This window comes from Streptomyces sp. NPDC048057 (assembly GCF_040653095.1).
Classification (GTDB): domain Bacteria; phylum Actinomycetota; class Actinomycetes; order Streptomycetales; family Streptomycetaceae; genus Streptomyces.
Genome location: NZ_JBEZNF010000001.1, coordinates 241,358 through 265,660, shown reverse-complemented (window position 1 = coordinate 265,660; position 24,303 = coordinate 241,358). Strand labels below are relative to the sequence as shown.

31 protein-coding genes and 1 pseudogene are annotated in these 24,303 nt (G+C 69.7%); 5 read left to right on the top strand and 27 right to left on the bottom strand.

All coding sequences use genetic code 11. From position 1 onward, the window contains the following. Positions 1-196: 196 nt before the first annotated feature. Positions 197-565, bottom strand: coding sequence for a holo-ACP synthase (locus tag AB0E05_RS01325; RefSeq protein WP_361956772.1), 369 nt, complete (start codon positions 563-565; stop codon positions 197-199). A gap of 4 nt (positions 566-569) precedes the next feature. After that, positions 570-2,417, bottom strand: coding sequence for a glutamine--fructose-6-phosphate transaminase (isomerizing) (gene glmS, locus AB0E05_RS01320; protein WP_361956769.1), 1,848 nt, complete (start codon positions 2,415-2,417; stop codon positions 570-572). 177 nt (positions 2,418-2,594) lie between these two features. On the opposite strand from glmS, the gene coaA reads away from it, so the two are divergent. Beyond that, entirely contained in the window at positions 2,595-3,590 is a 996-nt protein-coding gene (coaA, locus tag AB0E05_RS01315) for a type I pantothenate kinase (RefSeq protein ID WP_361956766.1), read from the top strand. Between the two features lie 11 nt (positions 3,591-3,601). Beyond that, positions 3,602-4,525, top strand: coding sequence for a DUF389 domain-containing protein (locus tag AB0E05_RS01310; RefSeq protein WP_361956763.1), 924 nt, complete (start codon positions 3,602-3,604; stop codon positions 4,523-4,525). An 11-nt stretch (positions 4,526-4,536) separates the two neighbouring features. On the opposite strand, the gene AB0E05_RS01305 is transcribed toward AB0E05_RS01310, so the two are convergent. Next, entirely contained in the window at positions 4,537-5,451 is a 915-nt protein-coding gene (locus AB0E05_RS01305; RefSeq protein WP_361956760.1) for a LysR substrate-binding domain-containing protein, read from the bottom strand. Between the two features lie 87 nt (positions 5,452-5,538). Here AB0E05_RS01305 and AB0E05_RS01300 point away from each other — a divergent pair. Next, positions 5,539-5,673, top strand: a pseudogene (locus tag AB0E05_RS01300) (SDR family NAD(P)-dependent oxidoreductase); the annotation flags it as partial. 292 nt (positions 5,674-5,965) lie between these two features. Next, positions 5,966-6,604 (top strand): hypothetical protein, encoded by a 639-nt coding sequence (locus AB0E05_RS01295; protein ID WP_361956757.1) that lies wholly within the window; start codon positions 5,966-5,968, stop codon positions 6,602-6,604. Positions 6,605-6,668: 64 nt separating this feature from the next. On the opposite strand, the gene glmM is transcribed toward AB0E05_RS01295, so the two are convergent. From glmM to AB0E05_RS01275, 4 genes are all read right to left on the bottom strand, one after another. After that, the gene (gene glmM, locus AB0E05_RS01290; protein WP_361956754.1) at positions 6,669-8,027 is read right to left on the bottom strand and encodes a phosphoglucosamine mutase; all 1,359 of its coding nucleotides are present in this window, start codon (positions 8,025-8,027) and stop codon (positions 6,669-6,671) included. A 163-nt stretch (positions 8,028-8,190) separates the two neighbouring features. Then, entirely contained in the window at positions 8,191-8,709 is a 519-nt protein-coding gene (gene rpsI / locus AB0E05_RS01285) for a 30S ribosomal protein S9 (protein ID WP_361956751.1), read from the bottom strand. A gap of 41 nt (positions 8,710-8,750) precedes the next feature. Further along, a complete protein-coding gene (gene rplM / locus AB0E05_RS01280; protein ID WP_361956748.1) occupies positions 8,751-9,194 on the bottom strand; it encodes a 50S ribosomal protein L13 in 444 nt (147 codons plus the stop codon). Positions 9,195-9,498: 304 nt separating this feature from the next. After that, complete coding sequence (locus AB0E05_RS01275; protein ID WP_361956745.1) at positions 9,499-11,121, bottom strand: ATP-binding cassette domain-containing protein; 1,623 nt, start codon at positions 11,119-11,121, stop codon at positions 9,499-9,501. A 55-nt stretch (positions 11,122-11,176) separates the two neighbouring features. Between AB0E05_RS01275 and AB0E05_RS01270 the strand changes: the two genes are divergently transcribed. Beyond that, on the top strand, positions 11,177-12,109 hold the full coding sequence (locus AB0E05_RS01270) for a hypothetical protein (RefSeq protein WP_361956742.1): 933 nt from the start codon (positions 11,177-11,179) through the stop codon (positions 12,107-12,109). On the opposite strand, the gene truA is transcribed toward AB0E05_RS01270, so the two are convergent. The 20 genes from truA to rplN form a co-directional block, all read right to left on the bottom strand. Then, a complete protein-coding gene (truA, locus tag AB0E05_RS01265; protein WP_361956739.1) occupies positions 12,083-12,961 on the bottom strand; it encodes a tRNA pseudouridine(38-40) synthase TruA in 879 nt (292 codons plus the stop codon). The genes AB0E05_RS01270 and truA overlap by 27 nt on opposite strands. Positions 12,962-13,050: 89 nt before the next feature. Further along, positions 13,051-13,551 carry a 50S ribosomal protein L17 gene (gene rplQ / locus AB0E05_RS01260; RefSeq protein WP_361956736.1) on the bottom strand — a complete coding sequence of 167 codons (501 nt, stop codon included), beginning with the start codon at positions 13,549-13,551 and terminating at the stop codon, positions 13,051-13,053. 269 nt (positions 13,552-13,820) lie between these two features. Beyond that, complete coding sequence (locus AB0E05_RS01255; RefSeq protein WP_146481858.1) at positions 13,821-14,843, bottom strand: DNA-directed RNA polymerase subunit alpha; 1,023 nt, start codon at positions 14,841-14,843, stop codon at positions 13,821-13,823. 228 nt (positions 14,844-15,071) lie between these two features. Further along, complete coding sequence (gene rpsK / locus AB0E05_RS01250) at positions 15,072-15,476, bottom strand: 30S ribosomal protein S11 (protein ID WP_167986473.1); 405 nt, start codon at positions 15,474-15,476, stop codon at positions 15,072-15,074. Between the two features lie 65 nt (positions 15,477-15,541). Further along, positions 15,542-15,922: a 30S ribosomal protein S13 gene (rpsM, locus tag AB0E05_RS01245; RefSeq protein ID WP_361530251.1), complete on the bottom strand. Its 381-nt coding sequence runs from the start codon at positions 15,920-15,922 to the stop codon at positions 15,542-15,544. Positions 15,923-16,119: 197 nt separating this feature from the next. Further along, the gene (gene rpmJ, locus AB0E05_RS01240) at positions 16,120-16,233 is read right to left on the bottom strand and encodes a 50S ribosomal protein L36 (protein WP_003956441.1); all 114 of its coding nucleotides are present in this window, start codon (positions 16,231-16,233) and stop codon (positions 16,120-16,122) included. A 61-nt stretch (positions 16,234-16,294) separates the two neighbouring features. Further along, the gene (gene infA, locus AB0E05_RS01235) at positions 16,295-16,516 is read right to left on the bottom strand and encodes a translation initiation factor IF-1 (protein WP_003956442.1); all 222 of its coding nucleotides are present in this window, start codon (positions 16,514-16,516) and stop codon (positions 16,295-16,297) included. Positions 16,517-16,724: 208 nt separating this feature from the next. Further along, entirely contained in the window at positions 16,725-17,564 is an 840-nt protein-coding gene (gene map, locus AB0E05_RS01230; protein ID WP_361956733.1) for a type I methionyl aminopeptidase, read from the bottom strand. Positions 17,565-17,721: 157 nt separating this feature from the next. Further along, entirely contained in the window at positions 17,722-18,384 is a 663-nt protein-coding gene (locus AB0E05_RS01225) for an adenylate kinase (RefSeq protein WP_361956730.1), read from the bottom strand. Beyond that, positions 18,384-19,703, bottom strand: a complete 1,320-nt coding sequence (gene secY / locus AB0E05_RS01220; RefSeq protein WP_361956727.1) for a preprotein translocase subunit SecY — start codon at positions 19,701-19,703, stop codon at positions 18,384-18,386. The genes AB0E05_RS01225 and secY overlap by 1 nt, the downstream gene beginning before the upstream one ends. A 249-nt stretch (positions 19,704-19,952) precedes the next feature. Then, positions 19,953-20,408 carry a 50S ribosomal protein L15 gene (rplO, locus tag AB0E05_RS01215; RefSeq protein WP_361956724.1) on the bottom strand — a complete coding sequence of 152 codons (456 nt, stop codon included), beginning with the start codon at positions 20,406-20,408 and terminating at the stop codon, positions 19,953-19,955. Between the two features lies 1 nt (position 20,409). Beyond that, entirely contained in the window at positions 20,410-20,592 is a 183-nt protein-coding gene (gene rpmD / locus AB0E05_RS01210; protein WP_006347219.1) for a 50S ribosomal protein L30, read from the bottom strand. After that, complete coding sequence (gene rpsE / locus AB0E05_RS01205) at positions 20,592-21,197, bottom strand: 30S ribosomal protein S5 (protein ID WP_358823840.1); 606 nt, start codon at positions 21,195-21,197, stop codon at positions 20,592-20,594. The genes rpmD and rpsE overlap by 1 nt, the downstream gene beginning before the upstream one ends. A gap of 46 nt (positions 21,198-21,243) precedes the next feature. Continuing rightward, complete coding sequence (gene rplR / locus AB0E05_RS01200; protein ID WP_361530270.1) at positions 21,244-21,627, bottom strand: 50S ribosomal protein L18; 384 nt, start codon at positions 21,625-21,627, stop codon at positions 21,244-21,246. 3 nt (positions 21,628-21,630) lie between these two features. Further along, positions 21,631-22,170, bottom strand: coding sequence for a 50S ribosomal protein L6 (gene rplF / locus AB0E05_RS01195; protein ID WP_361956719.1), 540 nt, complete (start codon positions 22,168-22,170; stop codon positions 21,631-21,633). A 21-nt stretch (positions 22,171-22,191) separates the two neighbouring features. Then, positions 22,192-22,590: a 30S ribosomal protein S8 gene (gene rpsH, locus AB0E05_RS01190; protein ID WP_006347222.1), complete on the bottom strand. Its 399-nt coding sequence runs from the start codon at positions 22,588-22,590 to the stop codon at positions 22,192-22,194. A gap of 210 nt (positions 22,591-22,800) precedes the next feature. Continuing rightward, the gene (locus tag AB0E05_RS01185; RefSeq protein ID WP_003956452.1) at positions 22,801-22,986 is read right to left on the bottom strand and encodes a type Z 30S ribosomal protein S14; all 186 of its coding nucleotides are present in this window, start codon (positions 22,984-22,986) and stop codon (positions 22,801-22,803) included. Positions 22,987-22,991: 5 nt separating this feature from the next. Continuing rightward, entirely contained in the window at positions 22,992-23,549 is a 558-nt protein-coding gene (gene rplE, locus AB0E05_RS01180) for a 50S ribosomal protein L5 (protein WP_361530276.1), read from the bottom strand. Continuing rightward, entirely contained in the window at positions 23,549-23,872 is a 324-nt protein-coding gene (gene rplX, locus AB0E05_RS01175) for a 50S ribosomal protein L24 (protein ID WP_361956715.1), read from the bottom strand. Before rplX ends, rplE begins: the two co-directional genes overlap by 1 nt. Positions 23,873-23,874: 2 nt before the next feature. Next, positions 23,875-24,243: a 50S ribosomal protein L14 gene (gene rplN, locus AB0E05_RS01170; protein ID WP_003956455.1), complete on the bottom strand. Its 369-nt coding sequence runs from the start codon at positions 24,241-24,243 to the stop codon at positions 23,875-23,877. Between the last annotated feature and the right edge of the window lie 60 nt (positions 24,244-24,303).

Below are 24,303 nucleotides of genomic sequence, written 5' to 3'. Positions count from 1 at the left end.
GCCGTATCTCCACGGATGCGTTGGTCTCTGAGAACCATCCACGGTCCTCAGAGACCAACGCCCCCCGGCAGAGCAACGGCACAAACGTCCAGGGGCGCGGGGAACTGCGCGAACAACCCACCACCGGGCCGCAGGGACCAACGCCCCCTGCGAGGCAACGGCGCAGACGTCCAGCCGCCCGCAGGGCACAACACCCTCAACCCTCCGCGATCACCACCGCGGAGGCGACCCCCGCGTCATGGCTCAGCGACACGTGCCACGACCGCACCCCCAGCGCCTCCGCCCGCGCCGCCACCGTCCCCCGCACCCGCAGCCGCGGGCGGCCCGAGTCCTCCACGTACACCTCCGCGTCCGTCCACAGCAGGCCCGCCGGCGCGCCCAGTGCCTTCGCCACCGCCTCCTTCGCGGCGAAGCGGGCCGCCAGCGAGGCGTATCCGCGCCGTTCGCCGCTCGGCAGCAGCAGTTCCCGCTCCAGGAAGAGCCGCGCCGCCAGGCCCGGCGTGCGCCGTAGCGACGCCGCGAACCGGTCGATCTCGGCGACGTCGATCCCCACCCCGATAATCATGTGCTCACTCCACCGTCACGGACTTCGCCAAATTGCGCGGCTGATCGACCTCATTGTCCCGGGCCGTCGCCAACTCGCACGCGAAGACCTGGAGCGGCACGGTCGCCACCAGCGGCTGGAGCAGCGTCGGGGTCACCGGCACCCGGATCAGGTGGTCCGCGTACGGCACCACCCCCTCGTCGCCCTCCTCCGCGATCACGATCGTGCGCGCCCCGCGCGCCCGGATCTCCTGGATGTTGGAGACGACCTTGTCGTGGAGGACGGAGCGCCCGCTGGGCGACGGCACCACGACGACCACCGGCAGCCCCGGCTCGACCAGCGCGATCGGCCCGTGCTTCAACTCGCCCGCGGCGAAGCCCTCCGCGTGCATGTACGCGAGTTCTTTCAGCTTCAGCGCGCCCTCCAGTGCGACCGGGTAGCCCACGTGCCGCCCCAGGAAGAGGACGGTGTCCTGGTCGGCGAGGGAGCGGGCGAGTTCCCGTACCGGCTCCATCGTCGACAGGACCCGTTCCACCGCGTCGGAGCTGCGGGCCAGGTCCTTGACGACCGCCCGGACCTCGTCGCCCCAGGTGGTGCCGCGCACCTGCCCCAGGTAGAGCGCGACGAGGTAGCAGGCCACCAGTTGGGTGAGGAACGCCTTCGTCGACGCGACGGCGACCTCGGGCCCGGCGTGGGTGTAGAGCACCGCGTCCGACTCGCGCGGGATGGTCGAACCGTTCGCGTTGCAGATCGCCAGCACCTGCGCGCCCTGTTCGCGCGCGTGCCGCACCGCCATCAGCGTGTCCATGGTCTCGCCGGACTGGGAGATCGCGATGACCAGGGACCGCCGGTCCAGGATCGGGTCCCGGTAGCGGAACTCGCTCGCCAGCTCCACCTCGCACGGGATCCGGGTCCAGTGCTCGACGGCGTACTTGGCGATCAGCCCGGCGTGGAAGGCGGTGCCGCACGCCACGACGACGACCTTCTCCGTGGACCGCAGCACCGACGCCGGGATGCGCACCTCGTCCAGCGTCAGTGCGCCCTCCTCGTCGATCCGGCCGAGCAGGGTGTCCGCCACCGCCTTCGGCTGCTCGGCGATCTCCTTGAGCATGAAGGACGGGTAGCCGCCCTTCTCGGCCGCGGAGGCGTCCCAGTCGACGTGGTACGGGCGGACGTCCGCGGGCGCCCCCTCGAAGTCGGTGACCCGGACCCCGTCCCGGCGCAGCTCCACCACCTGGTCCTGGCCCAGCTCGATCGCGGAGCGGGTGTGGTCGATGAAGGCGGACACGTCGGAGGCGAGGAAGGACTCGCCCTCCCCCACCCCCACCACCAGGGGGGAGTTGCGGCGCGCCCCCACGACCGTGTCCGGTTCGTCCGCGACCACCGCGACGAGGGTGAACGCGCCCTGGAGCCGTCGGCACACCTGCCGCATGGACTCCGTCAGGTCGCCGCAGGACGAGAAGGACTCGGCGAGCAGGTGCGCCACGACCTCGGTGTCCGTCTCGGACGCCAGGTCGTGGCCGCGGGCGGCCAGCTCGGCGCGGAGCGCGGCGAAGTTCTCGATGATGCCGTTGTGGACGACGGCGACCCGGCCGGCGTTGTCGAGGTGGGGGTGGGCGTTCGCGTCGGTCGGTGCGCCGTGGGTGGCCCAGCGGGTGTGTCCGATCGCCGTGGAGCCGGTCGGCAGGGGCCGCTCCACCAGCGCCTTTTCCAGGTTGACCAGCTTGCCGGCGCGCTTGGCCGCGGCGAGTCCGCCGTCGACGAGGACGGCGACGCCCGCGGAGTCGTAGCCGCGGTACTCCAGCCGCCTCAGCCCGGCGACGACCACGTCGAGCGCCGACTGGCCTCCGACATATCCCACGATTCCGCACATGCGGCGCAGCCTACGTCCGCGGCGGCGCACGGCCCGGGTGCGACCCGGACGGCTCCCGTCGGCCACCCGCGTGACCGAGCGGGCGCCCGCGCCGCCGGCCGGCCCGTACGCACCGCACGCCACCCGCGTGACCGAGCACACGGCCCGCGCACCGGCCGGTTCCCCGACAATGTCCCTGTGATCACGTCGCCGCCAAGCAACCATCGCCGGGCCACCGAGCACGCGGCCACCCCGTACGTCGACCTGACCCGCGCCGAGTGGAGCGCCCTGCGCGACCGGACCCCGCTGCCGCTGACCGCCGACGAGGTGGAGCAGTTGCGCGGCCTCGGCGACGTGATCGACCTGGACGAGGTGCGGGACGTCTATCTGCCGCTGTCCCGGCTGCTGAACCTGTACGTACGGGCCACCGGCGAGCTGCGGGGCGCGCTCAACACCTTCCTCGGGGCGGCGGGCGACGGCCAGGGTGCCCAGCGCGGCACGCCGTTCGTCATAGGGGTCGCGGGCTCCGTCGCCGTCGGCAAGTCGACGGTCGCCCGGCTGCTGCGGGCGCTGCTGGCGCGCTGGCCCGAGCACCCGCGCGTGGAGCTGGTCACCACGGACGGGTTCCTGCTGCCGATGAAGGAGCTCCAGGCCCGCGGGCTGACGTCGCGGAAAGGTTTCCCCGAGTCGTACGACCGGCGCGCCCTGACCCGTTTCGTCGCCGACATCAAGGCGGGCAAGGACGAGGTGACCGCGCCCGTCTACTCGCACCTGACGTACGACATCGTCCCCGGCGAACGCCTGGTCGTGCGCCGCCCCGACATCCTCATCGTCGAGGGCCTGAACGTGCTCCAGCCGGCGCTGCCGGGCAAGGACGGCCGCACCCGGGTGGGCCTCGCGGACTACTTCGACTTCTCCGTGTACGTCGACGCCCGCCCGGAGGACATCGAGCGCTGGTACCTCAGCCGCTTCCGGGCGCTGCGCGAGACCGCGTTCCGGGACCCCTCCTCGTACTTCCGCAAGTACACGCAGGTGTCCGAGGAGGAGGCGCTGGAGTACGCCCGCACGATGTGGCGCACCATCAACAAGCCCAACCTGATCCAGAACGTGGCGCCGACCCGCGGCCGTGCCACTCTGATCCTGCGCAAGGGCCCCGACCACAAGGTCCAACGGCTCTCCCTGCGCAAGCTCTGAGGAGTCCCGGCGTGCTGCACGTGCGACTGATCACCCCCGTCGACCGCACCGACGAGGTCGTCCGGCTGATCGAGGCCACCGCGGGCACCGCCCACGTGGCGGTCCTCGCGAACGCCGCCCGCAACCCCGTGGGCGACGTGGTCCTGTGCGACGTGGCGCGCGAGGCGGGGGACGAGCTGATCGTCGGCCTGCGCGCCCTCGGCATCGACGAGACCGGCTCGATCGCCGTCGACGACATCCACCTCTCCCTCTCCCGCCGCGCGGACAAGGCGGAGGCCGAGGCCCCCGGCGAGGCGGCGGACGCGGTGCTGTGGGAGCACCTGGAGGACGCCACCCACGAGGAGTCCACGCTCTCGGCCACGTACCTCGCCTTCATGACGGTGGCCACGATGATCGCGGCCTGCGGCGTCGTCCTGGACAACGCGATCCTCATCGTCGGCGCGATGGCGGTCGGCCCGGAGTTCGGCCCCCTGGCGGGCATCTCCACCTCCCTGGTCCGCCGCACCCCCCGCCTGGCGGTCCGCTCCCTGCTCGCCCTCCTCATCGGCTTCGCCACCGCGATGGCCGTCACCGTCGGCTTCAGCCACCTGATGACCGGCCTCGACCTCTTCCACGCCGCCGACCTGGAAGCCCCCCGCCCCAACACGAACTTCATCTACCAGCCGGACGCCTTCTCCTTCGTCGTCGCCATCCTCGCGGGCATCGCCGGCACCCTCTCCCTCACCTCGGCGAAGTCCGGCGCCCTCGTCGGCGTCGCCATCTCCGTGACGACGATCCCGGCCGCGGCGAACGCGGCGGTCGCCTTCAGCTTCGACGAGTACCGCCAGGCGTGGGGCTCCACGGAACAACTCCTCCTCAACCTCTTCGGCATCACCCTCGCCGGCACCCTGACGCTCCTGGCCCAGAAACTCTTCTGGGCCCCGCGCAAGCCGTGACCGGCCGGCGGTCACCGTGCCTCACCGGGCCTCCCCGTCGCCCGCCCGCACGCGCGCACGTAATCGTGCACCAGCCCGCGGCGGTCGTCCGCGCGCCAGGCCAGGGCGAAGCGGCTGGGGGCGAGGTCGGGGACCGGGCGGGTGGTGACCTCGCCGAGGGTGATCAGGGGGGCGTTGCCGGCCGCCAGGAGGACCACGCCGAGGCCGGCCACCAGGGCTTCGTACGTCTCCTCGGTGCTCGCCACCTCCGCGCCGATGCGCGGCGGACGGCCGGCGCGGGCGTCGAGGGCGAGCCAGTGCTCGCGCAGCGGGCCGGCGCTCGCGGGGAGGGCGAGGAAGGGCTCGTCCAGGAGGTCGGCGAAGGGGACCTCGGGGCGGGCGGCCAGCGGGTGGGTTTCGGGGAGGGCGACCAGCCGGGGCTCCTCGGCGACCACGAGCCACCGGTAGCGCTCCGGGTCGGGCAGCGGCAGCCAGACGAACGCGGCGTCGCTGGAGCCGTCGGCGAGGCCGGCGGTCGGGTCGTGCCAGGTGACCTGGCGCAGCGATACGCGGACGTCGGGGCGGGCCGCGGTGAAGCGGGAGCGGATCGCCGGCAGGACGCCGCCGCGCCCGGGGCTGGTGCTCATCCCCAGGACGAGGACGGCGGCCCGGTCGGCGACGGCCCGCGCGACCGCGTCCCGCGCCCCGTCCCACTCGGCGAGCATGCGCCGTGCGTACGGCAGGAGCGCCGCGCCGACCTCGCTGAGGCGGACCTCGCGCCGGTCGCGCTCGAACAGCGCGGCGCCCACCCGTTTCTCCAGCATTCTGATCTGCTTGCTCAGCGCGGGCTGCGAGACGTACAACCGCTCGGCCGCGCGGGTGAAGTGCAGTTCCTCGGCGACTGCGACGAAGTACCTCAGGTCCCGTCCGTGAACGTCCATAACCATCGGCTATCACGACGCGTCTTGGACGGACAACTGCCTTTCCCAGCAGCGTGGTTCACACGATCAACGGGACGAGACAGGGAGCAGCACATGAACAGGGTCTGGCTGGTCACCGGTGCGAGCAGCGGCTTCGGACGGGCCATCACCGAGGCCGCGGTGGCCGCCGGTGACGTCGTGGTCGCCGCCGCCCGTCGCACCGCGCCCCTGGACGACCTCGTCGCGGCTCTGGACATACTCGCCGTAGCCCTGCGGAAGTACTGGTCTCCGCGGCCCGGTGGTGGGTTGCTCGCGCAGTTCCCCGCGCCCCGGAAAGCCTCCGTGCCAGCCCGCAGGCGGGAATGACGGGCGCGGCGAGACAGGGACGCTGGAGGTACCTCCGCGCCCTCCGGATGGAGGGGGAACCGCGCCGACAACCACAGCGCACCGCAGAGACCGATGCTCCGCCGAGGGCCTACGGCGAGTACGTCCAGGGGCGCGGGGAACTGCGCGCACAGCCACAGCGGACCTGTAGAGACCAATGCTCCCGCAGGCCTACGGCGAGTACGTCTCGCGGGGCTCCGGGGGACCGCAGCGCATCGAGGAGCTGGCGCGGGCCTCCGCGAGCCTGGTGCTCTTCCTGGAGCACGTCCCCCGCACCCTCCACGACCACCTCGCCGAAGAGCTGCGCCCGGGCGACGAGGAGCGGGCCGACGAGGCCGTACGACAGGCGGAGCGGCAACTCGCCGCCGGGGTCGCCGCCATGAACGACCACGGGCTGCTGCACTTCGACGGCCACTTCCGCAACGTCCTCACCGACGGACGGCGCCTGTACTTCGCCGACTACGGCCTCGCGCTCTCGTCCCGCTTCGACCTCTCCCCCGCCGAGGCCGACTTCCTCGCCGCGCACGACACCCACGACCGCGCGTACGCCCTGAGCTATCTGGTGAACTGGCTGATCAGCACCGTGTACGGGCACGACCGTACGGAGCGCGAAGCGCTCGTCCACGCCTGCGCGCAAGGAGACCGGGCGCCGGACGGGCCCGCGGCGGTCCGGGCCGTGATCGAGCGTCACGCGCCGATCGCCGCGCTCGTCACCGACTTCTACGGCCGGTTCACCGACCGGAGCCGCGAGACGCCCTACCCCGCCGACGCGATCCGTCGAGCCCTGACGGCCTGACGCCGGACGCACGACGGGGCCCGCACCACCGTGCGGACCCCGTCCCACAAGAACTGACCGGTGCTCAGCCCAGCGCCGACTTCACCGCGTCCGCCAGCCGCTCCGCGACCGCACGCGCCTGCTCCAGGTCGGCCGCCTCGACCATGACCCGCACCAGCGGCTCCGTACCGGAGGGACGCAGCAGTACGCGACCGGTGGCGCCCAGCTCCCGCTCCGCCTCGGCGACCGCCGCCGCCAGCTCACCGGAGGTGCGGACCCGGGACTTGTCGACGTCCGGCACGTTGATCAGCACCTGCGGCAGCCGCTCCATCACCGCGGCCAGCTCCGCCAGCGAACGGCCCGTCGCGGCCACCCGCGCCGCCAGCATCAGCCCGGTCAGCGTGCCGTCGCCGGTCGTCGCGTGGTCCAGGACGATGACGTGGCCGGACTGCTCGCCGCCGAGCGCGTACCCGTGCTCCTTCATCGACTCCAGGACGTAGCGGTCGCCCACCGCCGTCTGCACCAGCGCCAGGCCCTCCCGCTCCATGGCGAGCTTGAAGCCCAGGTTCGACATCACGGTCGCCACGACGGTGTCGCCGCGCAGCGTGCCCGCCTCGCGCATCGCCAGCGCGAGCACCGCGAGGATCTGGTCGCCGTCGACCTCCTCGCCGGCGCCGTCGACGGCCAGGCAGCGGTCCGCGTCGCCGTCGTGCGCGATGCCGAAGTCCGCGCCGTGCTCGACCACGGCCGCCCGCAGCTCCTCCAGGTGCGTGGAGCCGCAGCCCTCGTTGATGTTGAGCCCGTCGGGGGCCGCGCCGATCGTGATGACCTCGGCACCGGCCCGGGCGAACGCCTCCGGGGAGACCCGGGCCGCCGCGCCGTGCGCCTCGTCGAGGACGACCTTGAGGCCGTCGAGCCGGTTCGGGAGCACCGCGACGAGATGGGCGACGTACGTGTCGAAGCCCTCGTCGTAGTCGGTGACCCGACCGACGCCCGCGCCGGTCGGCCGGTTCCACGGCGCACCGGTGCGGTGCTGCTCGTAGACGGTCTCAATGCGGTCCTCCAGCTCGTCGGCGAGCTTGTGGCCGCCGCGGGCGAAGAACTTGATGCCGTTGTCGGGCATGGCGTTGTGGCTGGCGGACAGCATCACGCCGAGATCGGCGCCGAGCGCGCCGGTGAGATGCGCCACCGCGGGCGTCGGCAGCACGCCGACCCGCAGCACGTCCACGCCCGCGCTGGCGAGCCCCGCCACGACGGCCGCCTCCAGGAACTCTCCCGACGCACGCGGATCTCGCCCGACCACCGCGGTGGGCCGGTGGCCCTCAAAGGTCCCCGCCTCGGCGAGCACGTGCGCCGCCGCGACGGAGAGGCCGAGCGCGAGCTCCGCCGTCAGATCCGCGTTGGCGACACCGCGCACGCCGTCCGTGCCGAAGAGTCGTCCCACAACCGTCCTCCGAAAGTGCCTCGTGAGCCATGCTCCGAACAGAAAGCCTGACGGACCGGGCGGAGCCGCACGCTCCGCCACCACCAAGCCTGGGGAAAACGTACGCCCCGGTGGCATGGAACGGAGCCACCGGGGCGTACGTACGAACAGCCGAGCAGGCGATTTAGCGCTTGCTGTACTGCGGGGCCTTGCGGGCCTTCTTCAGACCGGCCTTCTTGCGCTCGACCGAACGGTCGTCGCGGCTCAGGAAGCCGGCCTTCTTCAGCGCGCCGCGGTTGTTGTCCACGTCCGCCTCGTTCAGCGCACGGGCCACGCCGAGGCGCAGGGCGCCGGCCTGGCCGGAGACACCGCCGCCGGAGATGCGGGCGACGACGTCGTAGCGGTCGTCGAGCTCAAGCACCTTGAAGGGCTCGTTGACTTCCTGCTGGTGCACCTTGTTGGGGAAGTAGTCCTCAAGGGTGCGACCGTTGATCTTCCACTTGCCGGAGCCCGGAACGATCCGGACACGGGCGATGGCGTTCTTGCGACGGCCCAGGCCGGCGGCCGGCTGCGGGTCGCCGAAGTGGGAGGCCAGCGACTCGCTGGTGTACTCGCCCTCGACGGGCGCCTCCGACTCGAAGGTGGTGACCTCTTCGTAGGTCTCTTCGCCCTCGACGGGGATCTCGGTGGTGGTCTCGGCCACGGTGTTCCTCAGATTCTCTTCAGTCTTTGGGATGGCCGGACTTACTGCGCGACCTGGGTGATCTCGAACGGAACCGGCTGCTGAGCAGCGTGCGGGTGGTTCTCGCCCGCGTAGACCTTCAGCTTCGAGAGCATCTGACGGCCCAGGGTGTTCTTGGGGAGCATGCCCTTGACGGCCTTCTCGACGGCCTTCTCGGGGCTCTTCGCCAGCAGCTCGTCGTAGCGGACGGAGCGCAGACCACCCGGGTAGCCGGAGTGGCGGTACGCCATCTTCTGGGTCCGCTTGTTGCCGGACAGGTGCACCTTGTCCGCGTTGATGATGATGACGAAGTCACCAGTGTCGACGTGGGGCGCGTAGATCGGCTTGTGCTTGCCCCGGAGAAGGGTGGCGGCGGTGGTGGCCAGACGTCCCAGGACAACGTCCTGCGCGTCGATGATGTGCCACTGGCGCGTCACATCGCCGGGCTTGGGGCTGTACGTACGCACGGTCGTAGCCTTCGCTTCTTCAGTGAGTGAGTCTCCCCCCGTCCACAGGGGACAGGAAGAGGAGGTCCTGACAAGGCCACCCGAACGATCACGACAGCCTTGGCGGCACGCCGGGGACGCAACCCGTGTGCTCGCCGCTGGTCATCGGTCCGGTGAACCGGCGTAAGGGCCTCTCACGTGAGATAGAGCAAGCCAATACGCATAACGAAGCAGAAGCTTACCCGGCCCCCTCCGGACGGGTCAAAGTCGCCCGGCGCTACCCCCGCGTCACCCACCGGACATCCCACGCAAAGCGACCGTACGGCTACCGTACGCGCTGGACCCGGCGCTCGTCCCACACCGGCTCCCGCGTCTCCCGCACCACCCCGTCCGAACCGAAGACCAGATAGCGGTCGAAGGAACGGGCGAACCACCGGTCGTGGGTGACGGCGAGCACCGTCCCCTCGTACGCCTCCAGACCGTCCTGGAGCGCCTGCGCGGACTCCAGGTCCAGGTTGTCCGTCGGTTCGTCCAGCAGCAGCGCCGTCGTCCCCGCCAGCTCCAGCAGCAGGATCTGGAAGCGCGCCTGCTGCCCGCCGGAGAGCCGGTCGAAGGGCTGGTCGCCCTGGCGCTCCAGCTCGTACCTGCGCAGGACGGACATGGCGCCGCCGCGGTCCTTGGCGTGCTCCGTCCACAGGATGTCCACCAGCGGGCGGCCCAGCAGCTCCGGATGGGCGTGGGTCTGCGCGAAGTGGCCGGGCACCACCCGGGCGCCCAGCTTCCACCGGCCCGTGTGCGCCACGGAGCCGTCGCCCGCCAGCAGTCGCAGGAAGTGCGACTTCCCGGAGCCGTTCGACCCCAGCACCGCCACCCGCTCGCCGTAGAAGACCTCCAGGTCGAACGGCTTCATCAGCCCGCTCAGCTCCAGCGCCTCGCAGGTCACCGCCCGCACCCCGGTCCGGCCGCCCTTCAGCCGCATCCGGATCTCCTGCTCCCGCGGCGGCTCCGGCGGCGGACCCGCCTCCTCGAACTTCCGCAGCCGGGTCTTCGCCGCCTGATAGCGCGAGGCCATCTCGTCGCTGCGCGCCGCGTACTGCTGGAGGTCCAGCACCAGCTTCTTCAGCTTCGCCCGCTGCTCGTCCCAGCGCCGTCGCAGCTCCTCGAAGCGCGCGAAGCGCTCCTTGCGGGCCTCGGGGTACGTGGCGAAGCCGCCGCCGTGCACCCACACGTCCGAGCCCGCGGCGCCCGGCTCGACGCTGATGACCTTCTGCGCGCTGCGGGCCAGCAGCTCCCGGTCGTGGGAGACGAAGAGCACCGTCTTGCGGGTCTCCGCGAGCCGCTCCTCCAGCCAGCGCTTGCCCGGCACGTCGAGGTAGTTGTCCGGCTCGTCCAGCAGCAGCACCTCGTCCGGGCCGCGCAGCAGCGCCTCCAGCGCCAGCCGCTTCTGCTCGCCGCCGCTGAGCGTCTTCAGGTCGCGGAACTGGGCGCGCTCGTACGGCACCCCCAGCGCGGCCACCGTGCACATGTCCCAGAGCGTCTCCGCCTCGTAGCCGCGCGCCTCCGCCCAGTCGCTGAGCGCCTGCGCGTACGCCATCTGCGCGGCCTCGTCGTCCACCGTCATGATCCGGTGCTCGGCCGCGTCCACGGCGGCGGCGGCCTCCCGGATCCGCGGCGACGCCAGCGAGACCATCAGGTCGCGCACCGTGCGGTCGTCCCGCACGGAACCGATGAACTGCCGCATCACGCCCAGTCCGCCGCTGGCGGAGACCGAGCCGCCGTGCGGCTGCAACTCCCCGGAGAGCAGCCTGAGCAGGGTCGTCTTACCCGCGCCGTTCGCCCCCACCAGGGCGACCTTGGCACCGTCGCCCACCCGGAAAGAGGCGTCGCCGAGCAGCACCCGGCCGTCGGGTAGGTAGTACTCCAGGTGCGCGGCTTCGAGATGTCCCATCGTCCGATGATGCGGGCCGGGACCCCTCATGCCCAACCGGTTTAGGATTCCGGGCATGAGCTTTGGTCAGGGGGGGCCTCAGTGGGGGTCCGGTGAGGGACAGAACCAGAACCCGTGGAACGGCCGGGATCCGTACGGCCCGGGGCAGGGCGGGGACCCGTACGGGCGCCCTGGCGACGGCGCCTTCGGCGGCTCGTCGGACACGCCGGACTGGGCCGCCCTCGCGGACGCCTCCGCGGACCGCGCCCGGAAGAAGCGCCTGCTGATGATCGGCGGCGGCGGGCTCGCCACCGTCGCCGTCGCCGCGGTCGTGGCCACCGCGATCGTGCTGTCCAACGGGTCCGACAGTCCCGGTACCACCGCCACCGGCTCCCCCAGCGGGAGCATCGCCCAGGACACCCAACCCGGGCCGTCGTTCGCCTCGGTCGCCCCGGCCCCGCCCCCGAACCCGTCGGACTTCATCTCCGACGAGAAGAAGGACAAGGCGCCGCTGAGCCTGGACAGCTTCTTCCCCGGCACCACGATGACCATGGCCGACCGGAAGTACGCCAAGGGCGCCGCCAACAGCACCGACGCCTGCGCCTCCGCGGCCCAGGGCGCCCTCGCCGGCGCCCTCACCTCCAACGGCTGCGACCAGGTCTTCCGCGCCACGTACCACAAGGACGGCGTCGCCGTCACCGTCGGCGTCGCCGTCTTCGGCACCCAGGCGGAGGCGCAGCGGGCCGCCGAGACCAAGCGGAACATCGCCCCGCTGGCCGGCGCCGGCGTCCCCTCGTTCTGCAAGGGCGGCCCGGTCTGCCTCTTCAGGTCCTCCTACGCCGGCCGGTACGCCTTCTACACCAGCACCGGCTTCACCAACGGCAAGTCCGTCACGGCGCAGGACGCGAAGGTGTACCAAGCCGCCAAGGACATCACGGACCTGACGTTCCAGCAGGTCCGCGCCCGCGGCGAGGCCCAGGCGTCAGCCGCAGCAGCCACCGGCGGCTGACCCGCCCGCCACCGGCAACGACCGCTTGTTGCGGGCCTCCTTGCTGCGGGCGGCCAGCAACTCGTCCGACGGATAGCCGACTTCCTCCAGCGTCAGCCCGTGCGGCCGCACGACGTGCACCGCGGAGTCCCGTACGCCGGCGGCCAGCACCTCGGCCGGCCACGGCGCCGGCCGGTGCCCGTCGCCGACGAAGAGCAGGGCGCCCACCAGCGAGCGCACCATGTTGTGGCAGAAGGCGTCGGCCCGCACGGTCGCGGTGATCACCCCGGCCGCGTCCCGCTCCCACGACAGCTGCTGGAGGGTGCGGATCGTCGTCGCGCCCTCGCGCTTCTTGCAGTACGCGGCGAAGTCGTGCTCGCCGACGAGCCCGCGCGACGCCTCGTTCATCGCGTCCACGTCCAACGGCCAGTCGTGCCACAGCACATGGCCGCGCAGCAGCGGGTCGACCCCTCCGGGGTGGTCGCAGACCCGGTAGGCGTACCGCCGCCAGATCGCGGAGAAACGCGCGTCGAAGCCGGCGGGCGCCTCGGCGACGCGCCAGATCCGCACGTCCCGGGAGAGCCGCCCGGCGAGCCGCTTCAGCAGCTTCTCCCGGTGCTCGGCCCACACCTCGACGGGCAGGTCGACGTGGGCCACCTGGCCGCGGGCGTGCACCCCGGCGTCCGTGCGGCCGGCGACGGTCAGCTCGTACGTCGTGGCGGACCGGGTCACCGTGCGCAGGGCGTCCTCGATCTCGCCCTGCACGGTGCGCCGCCCCCCGGCCTGCTTCGCCCAGCCGGAGAACTCCCGGCCGTCGTACGACAGGTCCAGCCGCAGCCGGACGACCCCGGGCCCGATGCCCTCAGCACTCACGTGTAGATCCTCCTGTCACGGGAACGGGCCCGCTCCCCCGAGGGGGAACGGGCCCGTCCACCAGCCTTGCGACGCGATCGGCGGACCGATCAGGCGTCCTTGGACTCCGCGGCCTCGGCGGCCGGCTTGGCGTCCTCGACCGGAGCCTCGGCGGACTCCTTCTTCAGGGCGTCCTCCTTGACCGCGCGCACCGTCGCGGCCTCGGCCTCGGCGACGGTCGCCTTCTTCGCGATCTCGCCCTCGACGAGCTCGATCACGGCCATGCGCGCGTTGTCACCACGGCGGTTGCCGATCTTGGTGATCCGGGTGTAGCCACCCGGGCGCTCGGCGTACCGCGGGGCGATCTCGGTGAAGAGCGTGTGGACGATGCCCTTGTCCGTGATCGTCTGCAGGACGATGCGACGGTTGTGGATGTCGCCCTTCTTCGCCTTGGTGATCAGCCGCTCGGCGACCGGACGCAGGCGGCGGGCCTTGGCCTCGGTCGTGGTGATGCGGCCGTGCTCGAACAGCGCCTTCGCGAGGTTCGCGAGGAGCAGCCGCTCGTGCGCTGCGCTGCCGCCCAGACGGGCGCCCTTGGCGGGCTTCGGCATGGTGTTTCTCCTTGTGTACTGCACCGGCCGTGTCAGGTACCGGTGTCAGGGCCCCGCAGGCGGCTGCCCACGGGCAATTCAGGGGTCGCGCCCCCGGAGGTGCTTTGGGGCGCTGGGGGTCCCCCCACGCCCGCTGGGCGTAGGCGGGGGTGCCCCCGTGCCCGGAGGGGACAGGGGGAGGAACTGCGCGATCAACCAGCCACGGTCCGCGGCCGGCCGCGAAGCTCAGGCCCCACGGCGATCAGCCGCACAGTCCCCGTCGCAGTCGCTTAGTACTGCTCGGTCTCCACGAAACCCGCATCCGCGTCGTCGTCCGCGCCGAAGGCGTCGGCAGCGGCGGTCGGGTCGAATCCGGGCGGGCTGTCCTTGAGCGCCAGGCCCATGCCGGCCAGCTTCGCCTTGACCTCGTCGATCGACTTCGCACCGAAGTTGCGGATGTCGAGCAGGTCCGCCTCGGAGCGGGCCACCAGCTCGCCCACCGAGTGGATGCCCTCGCGCTTGAGGCAGTTGTAGGAGCGGACCGTGAGCTCCAGCTCCTCGATCGGCAGGGCCAGGTCCGCGGCGAGCGCGGCGTCCGTCGGCGACGGGCCCATGTCGATGCCCTCGGCGTCGATGTTCAGCTCGCGGGCGAGACCGAACAGCTCGACCAGGGTCTTGCCGGCGGAGGCCATGGCGTCGCGCGGACGCATCGCCTGCTTGGTCTCGACGTCGACGATCAGCTTGTCGAAGTCGGTGCGCTGCTCGACTCGGGTGGCCTCGACCTTGTACGTGACCTTGAGCACCGGCGAGTAGATGGAGTCGACCGGAATGCGGCCGATCTCCTGGCCCACCTGCTTGTTCTGCACGGCGGAGACGTAGCCGCGACCGCGCTCGACGGTCAGCTCCATCTCCAGCTTGCCCTTGCCGTTCAGCGTGGCGAGGACGAGGTCGGGGTTGTGGACCTCGACACCGGCCGGGGGCGCGATGTCGGCGGCGGTGACCAGACCCGGGCCCTGCTTGCGCAGGTACATCACGACGGGCTCGTCGTGCTCGCTGGAGACGACGAGCTGCTTGATGTTCAGGATCAGGTCGGTGACGTCCTCCTTGACGCCGGGCACGGTGGTGAACTCGTGCAGGACGCCGTCGACGCGGATGGACGTGACCGCCGCACCCGGGATCGAGGAGAGGAGGGTACGGCGGAGGGAGTTGCCGAGGGTGTAGCCGAAGCCCGGCTCCAGCGGCTCGATCACGAACCGGGAGCGGTACTCGTCGACGACCTCTTCGGTCAGCGAGGGACGCTGAGCGATCAGCATGCGGATCGTTCCTTCAGTCGGGGGCGCCCGCTATTTGACGCCCGACAGGTGTTGCACAGAACAAAGGGTACGGGCGGTACGCCCCGAATGGACCGTACCGCCCGAACAAACGGCCAAGCAGCCGAGCCGTGCGTCAGACGCGGCGGCGCTTCGGCGGACGGCAGCCGTGCTGCGACATGTGGGGGATAACCCCCACACCCCCAGCCGGACGGCGTCCGCCAGCACGCATCAGACGCGGCGGCGCTTCGGCGGACGGCAGCCGTTGTGCGGCGTCGGGGTGACGTCCTGGATCGAGCCGACCTCCAGGCCCGTGGCCTGGAGCGAGCGGATCGCGGTCTCACGGCCGGAGCCGGGACCCTTGACGAAGACGTCGACCTTGCGCATGCCGTGCTCCTGCGCACGACGCGCGGCCGACTCCGCCGCCATCTGCGCGGCGAACGGCGTGGACTTCCGGGAGCCCTTGAAGCCGACGTGGCCGGCGGAGGCCCAGGAGATCACGTTGCCCGCGGGGTCCGTGATCGACACGATGGTGTTGTTGAACGTGCTCTTGATGTGCGCGTGGCCGTGAGCGACGTTCTTCTTTTCCTTGCGGCGCACCTTCTTGACAGCGCCCTGACGTCCCTTGGGGGGCATCTTTTAACTCCTACGGGAGGTGGTCGGTCCTACAGCGAAGACCGCGGATGAGCGTCCGCTGAGGACTACTTCTTGCCCGGCTTCTTCTTACCGGCGATGGCGCGACGCGGACCCTTGCGGGTACGGGCGTTCGTGCTGGTGCGCTGACCGTGGACCGGCAGGCCACGACGGTGACGCAGACCCTGGTAACAGCCGATCTCGACCTTGCGGCGGATGTCGGCCTGGATCTCGCGGCGGAGGTCACCCTCGGTGCGGAGGTTGGCGTCCACGTACTCGCGGATCTTGACCAGGTCCTCTTCGGACAGGTCACGAACGCGGGTGTCCGGGTTCACGCCGGTCGCGGAGAGGATCTCCTTGGACCGGGTGCGCCCGACACCGAAGACGTAGGTGAGTGCGATCTCCACGCGCTTTTCGCGCGGGATGTCGACACCGGAAACGCGTGCCATTCAATGGCTCCTGTGTGCTCGGGGGTCTTCCGCAGAACCGCTCCCGACCGCCGACCGCCCTGGTGGGCAGTGGTACGTCCGGGTCCCCGGCCCCCGCCGGAGGTGTCGCCGGCCCTTTCGAGCTGGGCGGGCTCTGCGTATGTACGAATGCGTTGCTTGCGTCGCGCGAAGTACTGCGAAGTACAGGTCGGCGTGCGTCAGCCCTGGCGCTGCTTGTGGCGCAGGTTGTCGCAGATGACCATGACCCGGCCGTGACGGCGGATCACCTTGCACTTGTCGCAGATCTTCTTGACGCTCGGCTTGACCTTCATGGGATGTGAGGTTCTCCGGGTCAGTGCCACCGTCCTCCGGGAGGGGAGGACGGGACAAGATCTACTTGTAGCGGTAGACGATCCGGCCACGCGTCAGGTCGTAGGGAGAGAGCTCCACCACGACCCGGTCGTCCGGAAGGATTCGGATGTAGTGCATCCGCATCTTGCCGGAGATGTGCGCGAGGACCTTGTGACCGTTCTGAAGCTCCACCTTGAACATCGCGTTCGGGAGGGACTCGATCACGGTGCCCTCGATCTCGATGGCACCTTGCTTCTTGGCCACGCTTCGCCCTTCGAATCGGCTACCTTGATCGACTCTCGTTGCCCCGCGGTCGCCCGCGAACGGGCAGACGGGTACACGAGAGCCGACGCATCAGTCTACGTCAGGCCATCCGAAAAGACGAATCCAGCAAGCCTGCCCGCTCGGCAAGATCCTTACGCCCCCGGTCCCCCGGGTGCGCCGTCGATCGGTATGACCGGCTTCGGACGGATCAGGACGCCAGCGGGTCCGGCGCCGCGGTGATGCCCAGCTCCGCCAGCTTCGCCTTGCCGCCGTCCGGCGCGGTGAGCACCAGCGGCCCCTCCTCGGTCAGCGCGACCGAGTGCTCCCAGTGCGAGGACCAGGTGCCGTCCGTGGTGATCACGGTCCACTCGTCCGCCAGCACCTCGGTCTTCGGGGTGCCGAGCGAGACCATCGGCTCGATCGCCAGGCAGAGGCCGGGCACCAGCCGCGGGCCCTTGCCGCGCTTGCGGGCGACGTAGTTCAGGAGGTGGGGCTCCATGTGCATCTCGGTGCCGATGCCGTGCCCGCCGTACTCCTCGATGATCCCGTACCGACCGCCGCCCGGCTTGGGCTGGCGACGGATGTACGTCTCGATCGCCCGCGAGACGTCGACGAGCCGGTTGCCCGCCTTCATCGCGGCGATGCCGGCCCACATGGACTCCTCGGTCACCCGGGAGAGCTCGACCAGCTCCGGAGCGTGACCGGTGCCGACGAAGGCGGTGTAGGCCGCGTCGCCGTGCCAGCCGTCGACGACGGCGCCCGCGTCGATCGAGATGATGTCGCCGTCCTTGAGGACGGTCTTGTCGTCCGGGATGCCGTGGACGACGACCTCGTTGGCCGAGGTGCAGATGGTGGCGGGGAAGCCGCCGTACCCGAGGAAGTTCGACTTGGCGCCGTGCTCGGCGATCACCTTGCGGGCGACCTCGTCCAGGTCCTTGGTGGTGGCGCCGGGCACCGCGGCCTCCCGGGTCGCCGCGTGGATCGCGGCGACGACCAGCCCCGCCGCGCGCATCTTCGCGATCTGCTCCGGGGTCTTGAGCTGCACCATGCCCGAATCCTTGCCTTTCACCTTCAGTCACCCGTGCGACCGGTCACCCGTGTGACGCCGACGGCTCTTCTCTGGCTCAACAGTACGGCCGCGGCGTCCGTCAGACACCGCGGCCGTATCGCGCACTACGGGGGCCCATCGGCCCCGGGCGGGCTCCTCAGCCCTTCGCCTTGTCCTTGTCCAGCGCTTCCATCGCCCGCTGCGTCACCTCGGTGACGGGACCGAGCGCCGTGATCGTCACCACGAGGCCCTGGCCCCGGTAGTAGTCGATGATCGGCTCGGTCTGGGTGTGGTAGACCTCCAGGCGCTTGCGGACGGTCGACTCGGAGTCGTCGTCGCGCTGGTACAGGTCACCGCCGCAGACGTCGCAGACGCCTTCCTGCTTCGGCGGTTGGTACGCCACGTGGAAGACGTGGCTGGAGTCGTTGCGGCAGATGCGGCGACCCGCGATCCGCTTCACGACCTCGTCCTCGGGGACCTCCAGGTCCAGCACCGCGTCCAGGGTCATGCCCTCGGACTTCAGCATCGCGTCCAGCGCTTCGGCCTGGGAGACGTTGCGCGGGAAGCCGTCGAGGAGGAAGCCTCCGACGGCGTCCGGGCGTCCCATCCGCTCCTTCGCCATACCGATGGTGACCTCGTCGGGGACCAGTTCACCGGCGTCCATGTAGGACTTGGCCTGACGGCCCAGGTCGGTGCCCTGGCTGATGTTGGCGCGGAAGAGGTCGCCCGTGGAGATGTGCGGGATCGACAGGTTCTCGGCAAGGTACGCAGCCTGCGTTCCCTTGCCGGCCCCGGGAGGTCCGACGAGGACGATTCGCATCAGCGGAGGAACCCTTCGTAATTGCGCTGCTGGAGCTGGCTCTCGATCTGCTTCACGGTCTCCAGACCCACACCCACGATGATGAGGATGCTCGTCCCGCCGAACGGGAAGTTCTGGTTAGCGCCTCCGAAGCCCACCAACGCCATCGTCGGGACGAGAGCAATCAGACCCAGGTACAGCGAGCCAGGCCAAGTGATCCTGTTGAGCACGTAGCTCAGGTACTCGGCGGTAGGTCGACCAGCCCGGATGCCCGGGATGAATCCACCATACTTCTTCATGTTGTCCGCGACTTCCTCGGGGTTGAACGAGATGGCCACGTAGAAGAACGCGAAGAAGACGATCAGGAGGAAGTACGTGATGATGTAGTACGGGTGGTCGCCCTTGACCAGGTGTGCTTCGATCCAACGCTTCCAGCCGGACGAACCGCTGGAGAACTGCGCGATCAGCGCCGGGATGTAGAGCAGCGACGACGCGAAGATGACGGGGATCACACCCGCCTGGTTCACCTTCAGCGGGATGTACGTGGAGGTGCCGCCGTACGAACGGCGTCCGATCATGCGCTTCGCGTACTGGACGGGGATCCTGCGCTGGGCCTGTTCGACGAAGACCACCAGCGCCACCATCACGAAGCCGATCAGGATGACGGTGCCGAACTCGATCCAGCCCTTGGCGAGCGTGCCGCTCTCCTTGATGGCCCACAGCTGGCCGGGGAAGGCCGAGGCGATCGCGATGAACATCAGGATCGACATGCCGTTGCCGATGCCGCGGTCGGTGATGAGCTCGCCCAGCCACATCGTGACGGCGGTGCCCGCGGTCATCGTGATGACCATGACCACGGTCGTGAAGATCGATTGGTCTGGCACGATCTGCGAACCGACCGAACAGCCCTGGAACAACATGCCGCTTCGGGCCGTTGCCACCAGACCCGTGCCCTGGAGCACTGCCAGCGCGACCGTCAGATAGCGGGTGTACTGGGTGATCTTCGCCGTACCGGACTGGCCCTCCTTCTTGAGGGCTTCCAGACGTGGGATCACCACGGTCAGCAGCTGCAGAATGATGCTCGCCGTGATGTACGGCATGATGCCGAGCGCGAAGATGGTGATCTGCAGCAGCGCCCCACCGCTGAGCACGTTCACCAGACCGAACAGACTGTTGTTGCTCTTGGACGCCTGGTCGACACAGATCTGGACGTTCTGGTAGTCGACGCCGGGGATCGGGATATGCGACCCGAGGCGGAACAGAACGATGATGCCCAGCGTGAAGAGCAGCTTCTTGCGCAGGTCGGGCGTCTTGAACGCTCGGGCGAACGCGGTGAGCACGGTGCCTCCTGCGACCCCCGCGCTACTGCGTCAGAGGTGACGGTCTTGAGGATCGACGGATACTTATCAGCTAACTAACAGCAGAACGCCCGGTGAGGTTCCCGTCGGGAACCAAACCGTACGGAGTTCTCCACAGCAGTGGACGCCGTTACCTTACCGGCGACGGTGCCACCCTTGGAACGACCAACCGGGGATGCCCCTTTTGGGAGGCATCCCCGGTCGTTTCAGCCTGTGGCCACTGAGCCCGTCTCAGACGAGTTCGGTGACGGTACCGCCGGCAGCGGCGATCTTCTCCTTGGCGGAGCCGGAGACGGCGTCGACCGTCACCTGCAGCGCCACGGAGATCTCACCCTGGCCGAGGACCTTGACGAGCTGGTTCTTGCGAACCGCACCCTTCGCGACCAGATCGGCCACCGTGACCTCGCCACCCTCGGGGTAGAGCGCGGCCAACTTGTCCAGGTTCACAACCTGGTACTCGGTGCGGAACGGGTTCTTGAAGCCCTTGAGCTTCGGGAGGCGCATGTGGAGGGGCATCTGCCCGCCCTCGAAGCGCTCCGGAACCTGGTAGCGGGCCTTGGTGCCCTTGGTGCCACGACCGGCCGTCTTACCCTTCGACGCCTCACCACGACCGACACGGGTCTTGGCGGTCTTGGCGCCCGGGGCGGGACGGAGGTTGTGGACCCTCAGCGGGTTCTGCTCCGCCATGTCAGTCGACCTCCTCGACCGTCACGAGGTGGCGGACGGTGTGCACCATGCCGCGGAACTCGGGACGATCCTCCTTGACGACCACGTCGTTGAGCTTCTTCAGCCCGAGCGAACGCAGCGTGTCACGGTGGTTCTGCTTGCTGCCGATGTACGACTTCGTCTGCGTGATCTTGAGGCGGGCCATTACGCACCCGCTCCCGCACGCGCACGCAGCAGGGCCGCCGGGGCGACGTCCTCCAGCGGCAGACCGCGGCGGGCCGCGATCTCCTCCGGACGCTGAAGGCCCTTCAGGGCCTCAACGGTCGCGTGCACGATGTTGATCGCGTTGTCGGAGCCGAGCGACTTCGACAGGATGTCGTGGACGCCGGCGCACTCCAGAACGGCGCGCACCGGACCACCGGCGATAACACCCGTACCGGGGGAAGCCGGCTTGAGCAGGACGACGCCCGCAGCCTTCTCGCCCTGGATGGGGTGGGGGATGGTGCCCTGGATGCGGGGGACCTTGAAGAAGTGCTTCTTGGCCTCCTCAACACCCTTGGCGATGGCGGCCGGCACCTCCTTGGCCTTGCCGTAACCGACACCCACGGTGCCGTCACCGTCGCCCACCACGACCAGCGCGGTGAAGCTGAAGCGACGACCACCCTTCACAACCTTGGCGACGCGGTTGATCGCGACCACGCGCTCAACGTACGCGGTCTTCTCGGCGGCAGACGCGCCGCCGTCACGGCCCTTCCGGTCCCGCCGCTCGCCGCCACCGGCACCGCTTCCGCGGCGCTGGGGTCCAGCCATTGGAATTACCTCTCTCTGTTACGTCCGCTAGCTCCGGAACCGGGGCTCAGAACTTCAGCCCGGCCTCGCGGGCGGCGTCGGCCAGAGCGGCAATCCGCCCGGCGTACTGGTTGCCACCGCGGTCGAACACGACGGCCTCGACACCGGCAGCCTTGGCGCGCTCGGCGACCAGGGCGCCGACCTGCTGGGCCTGGGCGCTCTTGTCGCCCTCGCCACCGCGGATCGAGGTGTCCAGGGTCGACGCCGACGCGAGCGTGTGACCCGCGATGTCGTCGATGACCTGCGCCACGATGTGGCGGTTGGAACGCGTCACGACCAGGCGCGGGCGCTCCGGCGTACCGGAGATGCGCTTGCGGACGCGGATGTGGCGGCGCTTGATGGCGGCGCGCTTGTACGCGTCACCCTTGGCGATCTTCACACCGAATGCCATGGCTTACTTACCCGCCTTTCCGACCTTGCGGCGGATGACCTCGCCCGCGTACTTGACGCCCTTGGCCTTGTACGGGTCGGGCTTGCGCAGCTTGCGGATGTTCGCGGCGACCTCGCCGACCTTCTGCTTGTCGATGCCCTCGACAGAGAACTTGGTCGGCGACTCGACCTTGAAGGAGATGCCCTCGGGGGCCTCCACCAGGATCGAGTGGCTGTAGCCGAGCTGGAACTCCAGGTTGGAGCCCTTCGCGGCGACGCGGTAACCGACACCGCTGATTTCGAGCGCCTTCGTGTACCCCTTGGTCACGCCGGTGATCATGTTCGCCACCAGCGTGCGGGACAGGCCGTGGAGGGCCTTGTTCTGACGCTCGTCGTTGGGACGGGAGACGTTCAGCACGCCGTCCTCGCCCTTCACGATCTCGATCGGCGCCGCGACGACGTGGGTGAGGGAGCCCTTGGGGCCCTTCACCGAGACCGTACGACCCTCGATGGTGACGTCCACACCGGCGGGAACCTGGATGGGGAGCTTGCCGATACGCGACATTGCTATTCCTCCGTTCCCGTACTACCAGACGTAGGCGAGGACTTCCCCACCCACGCCCTTCTTCTGCGCCTGCTGGCCGGTCAGGAGGCCGTGGGACGTGGAGATGATCGCCACGCCGAGGCCACCGAGCACCTTGGGCAGGTTGGTGGACTTCGCGTACACCCGGAGACCCGGCTTCGAGATCCGCTTGATGCCCGCGATGGAGCGCTCACGGTTCGGGCCGAACTTGAGCTCCAGGACGAGGTTCTTGCCGACCTCGGCGTCCTCGACCTTCCAGCCCGTGATGAAGCCCTCCTGCTGGAGGATCTCCGCGATGTGCGACTTGATCTTGCTGTGCGGCATCGTCACGGAGTCGTGGTACGCCGAGTTCGCGTTTCGCAGACGCGTCAGCATGTCTGCGATGGGATCAGTCATGGTCATGAATTGGCCTTCGGCCTCTCTCGCCGGGGTTTCCTGTATGCGCCATCCCTCTCCCCACACAGGGGCGGGACGGGTGCGGCGCGGGGACCTACGGCGTAGTAAGTCTGACGGGCGGCGGACGCCCAACCCTCCAAGCCTAAGCCATGGAGAGCCGGGCCTCCGCCACGCCTCTGCTTACCGAGAGACTCCGGTCGTTCCCTTGAGCGGGAACTACCAGGAGCTCTTGGTCACGCCCGGCAGCTCGCCACGGTGAGCCATCTCACGAAGGCACACGCGGCAGAGGCCGAACTTGCGGTACACGGAGTGCGGACGGCCGCAGCGCTGGCAGCGGGTGTACGCGCGCACACCGAACTTGGGCTTGCGGGCGGCCTTGGCAATGAGAGCCTTCTTCGCCATCTCGCTTACGCCTCCTTGAAGGGGAAGCCGAGGTGACGAAGGAGGGCGCGGCCCTCGTCGTCGTTGGTCGCCGTGGTGACCACGGTGATGTCCATACCCCGGACGCGGTCGATCTTGTCCTGGTCGATCTCGTGGAACATGACCTGCTCCGTGAGACCGAAGGTGTAGTTGCCACGGCCGTCGAACTGCTTGGGGGACAGACCGCGGAAGTCGCGGATGCGCGGCAGCGCGAGCGACAGGGTGCGGTCCAGGAACTCCCACATGCGGTCGCCACGGAGCGTGACGTGGGCACCGATCGGCTGGCCCTCACGCAGCTTGAACTGCGCGATGGACTTGCGGGCCTTGGTCACGGCCGGCTTCTGACCGGTGATCGTGGTGAGGTCCTTGATGGCGCCCTCGATCAGCTTGGAGTCGCGGGCGGCGTCGCCCACACCCATGTTGACCACGATCTTGACGAGGCCGGGGACCTGCATGACGTTCTCGTACGAGAACTCCTCAAGCAGCTTGCCCTTGATCTCCTCGCGGTACTTCGCCTTGAGGCGCGGAGTGGTGGTGGTAGCCATCAGATGTCCTCACCCGTCCGCTTGGCAACGCGGATCTTGTTGCCCTCTTCGTCGAAGCGGTAACCGACGCGGGTCACGACCTTGTTGCCGTCCTTCTCCACGACGAGCTGAACGTTGCTCACGTGGACGGGGGCCTCGGTGGTCACGATCCCGCCGGCCTGCGAGGCGCGGCCGGGCTGGTTCGCCTTGGTGTGCTTCTTGACCCGGTTGACACCCTCGACCAGGACGCGGTCCTCGCGGGGGAAGGCCGCGATGACCTTGCCCTGCTTGCCCTTGTCCTTACCGGTGATGACCTGGACCAGGTCGCCCTTCTTGATCTTCATGCTTACAGCACCTCCGGCGCGAGCGAGATGATCTTCATGAACTTCTTCTCGCGCAGCTCACGGCCGACGGGGCCGAAGATACGGGTGCCGCGAGGGTCGCCGTCGTTCTTCAGAATGACGGCGGCGTTCTCGTCGAAGCGGATGTACGAGCCGTCCTGGCGGCGGCGCTCCTTGACGGTGCGAACGATGACCGCCTTGACGACGTCACCCTTCTTCACGTTGCCACCGGGGATCGCGTCCTTGACGGTGGCGACGATGACGTCACCGATGCCCGCGTAGCGGCGGCCCGAGCCACCGAGAACACGGATGCAAAGGATCTCCTTGGCACCAGTGTTGTCGGCGACGCGCAGCCGCGACTCCTGCTGGATCACGTCTTATCTCCTGTGTGTCTGCCGGTTCCCCGGGGGCCGCTCGGAAGCGGCCCCCGGAGC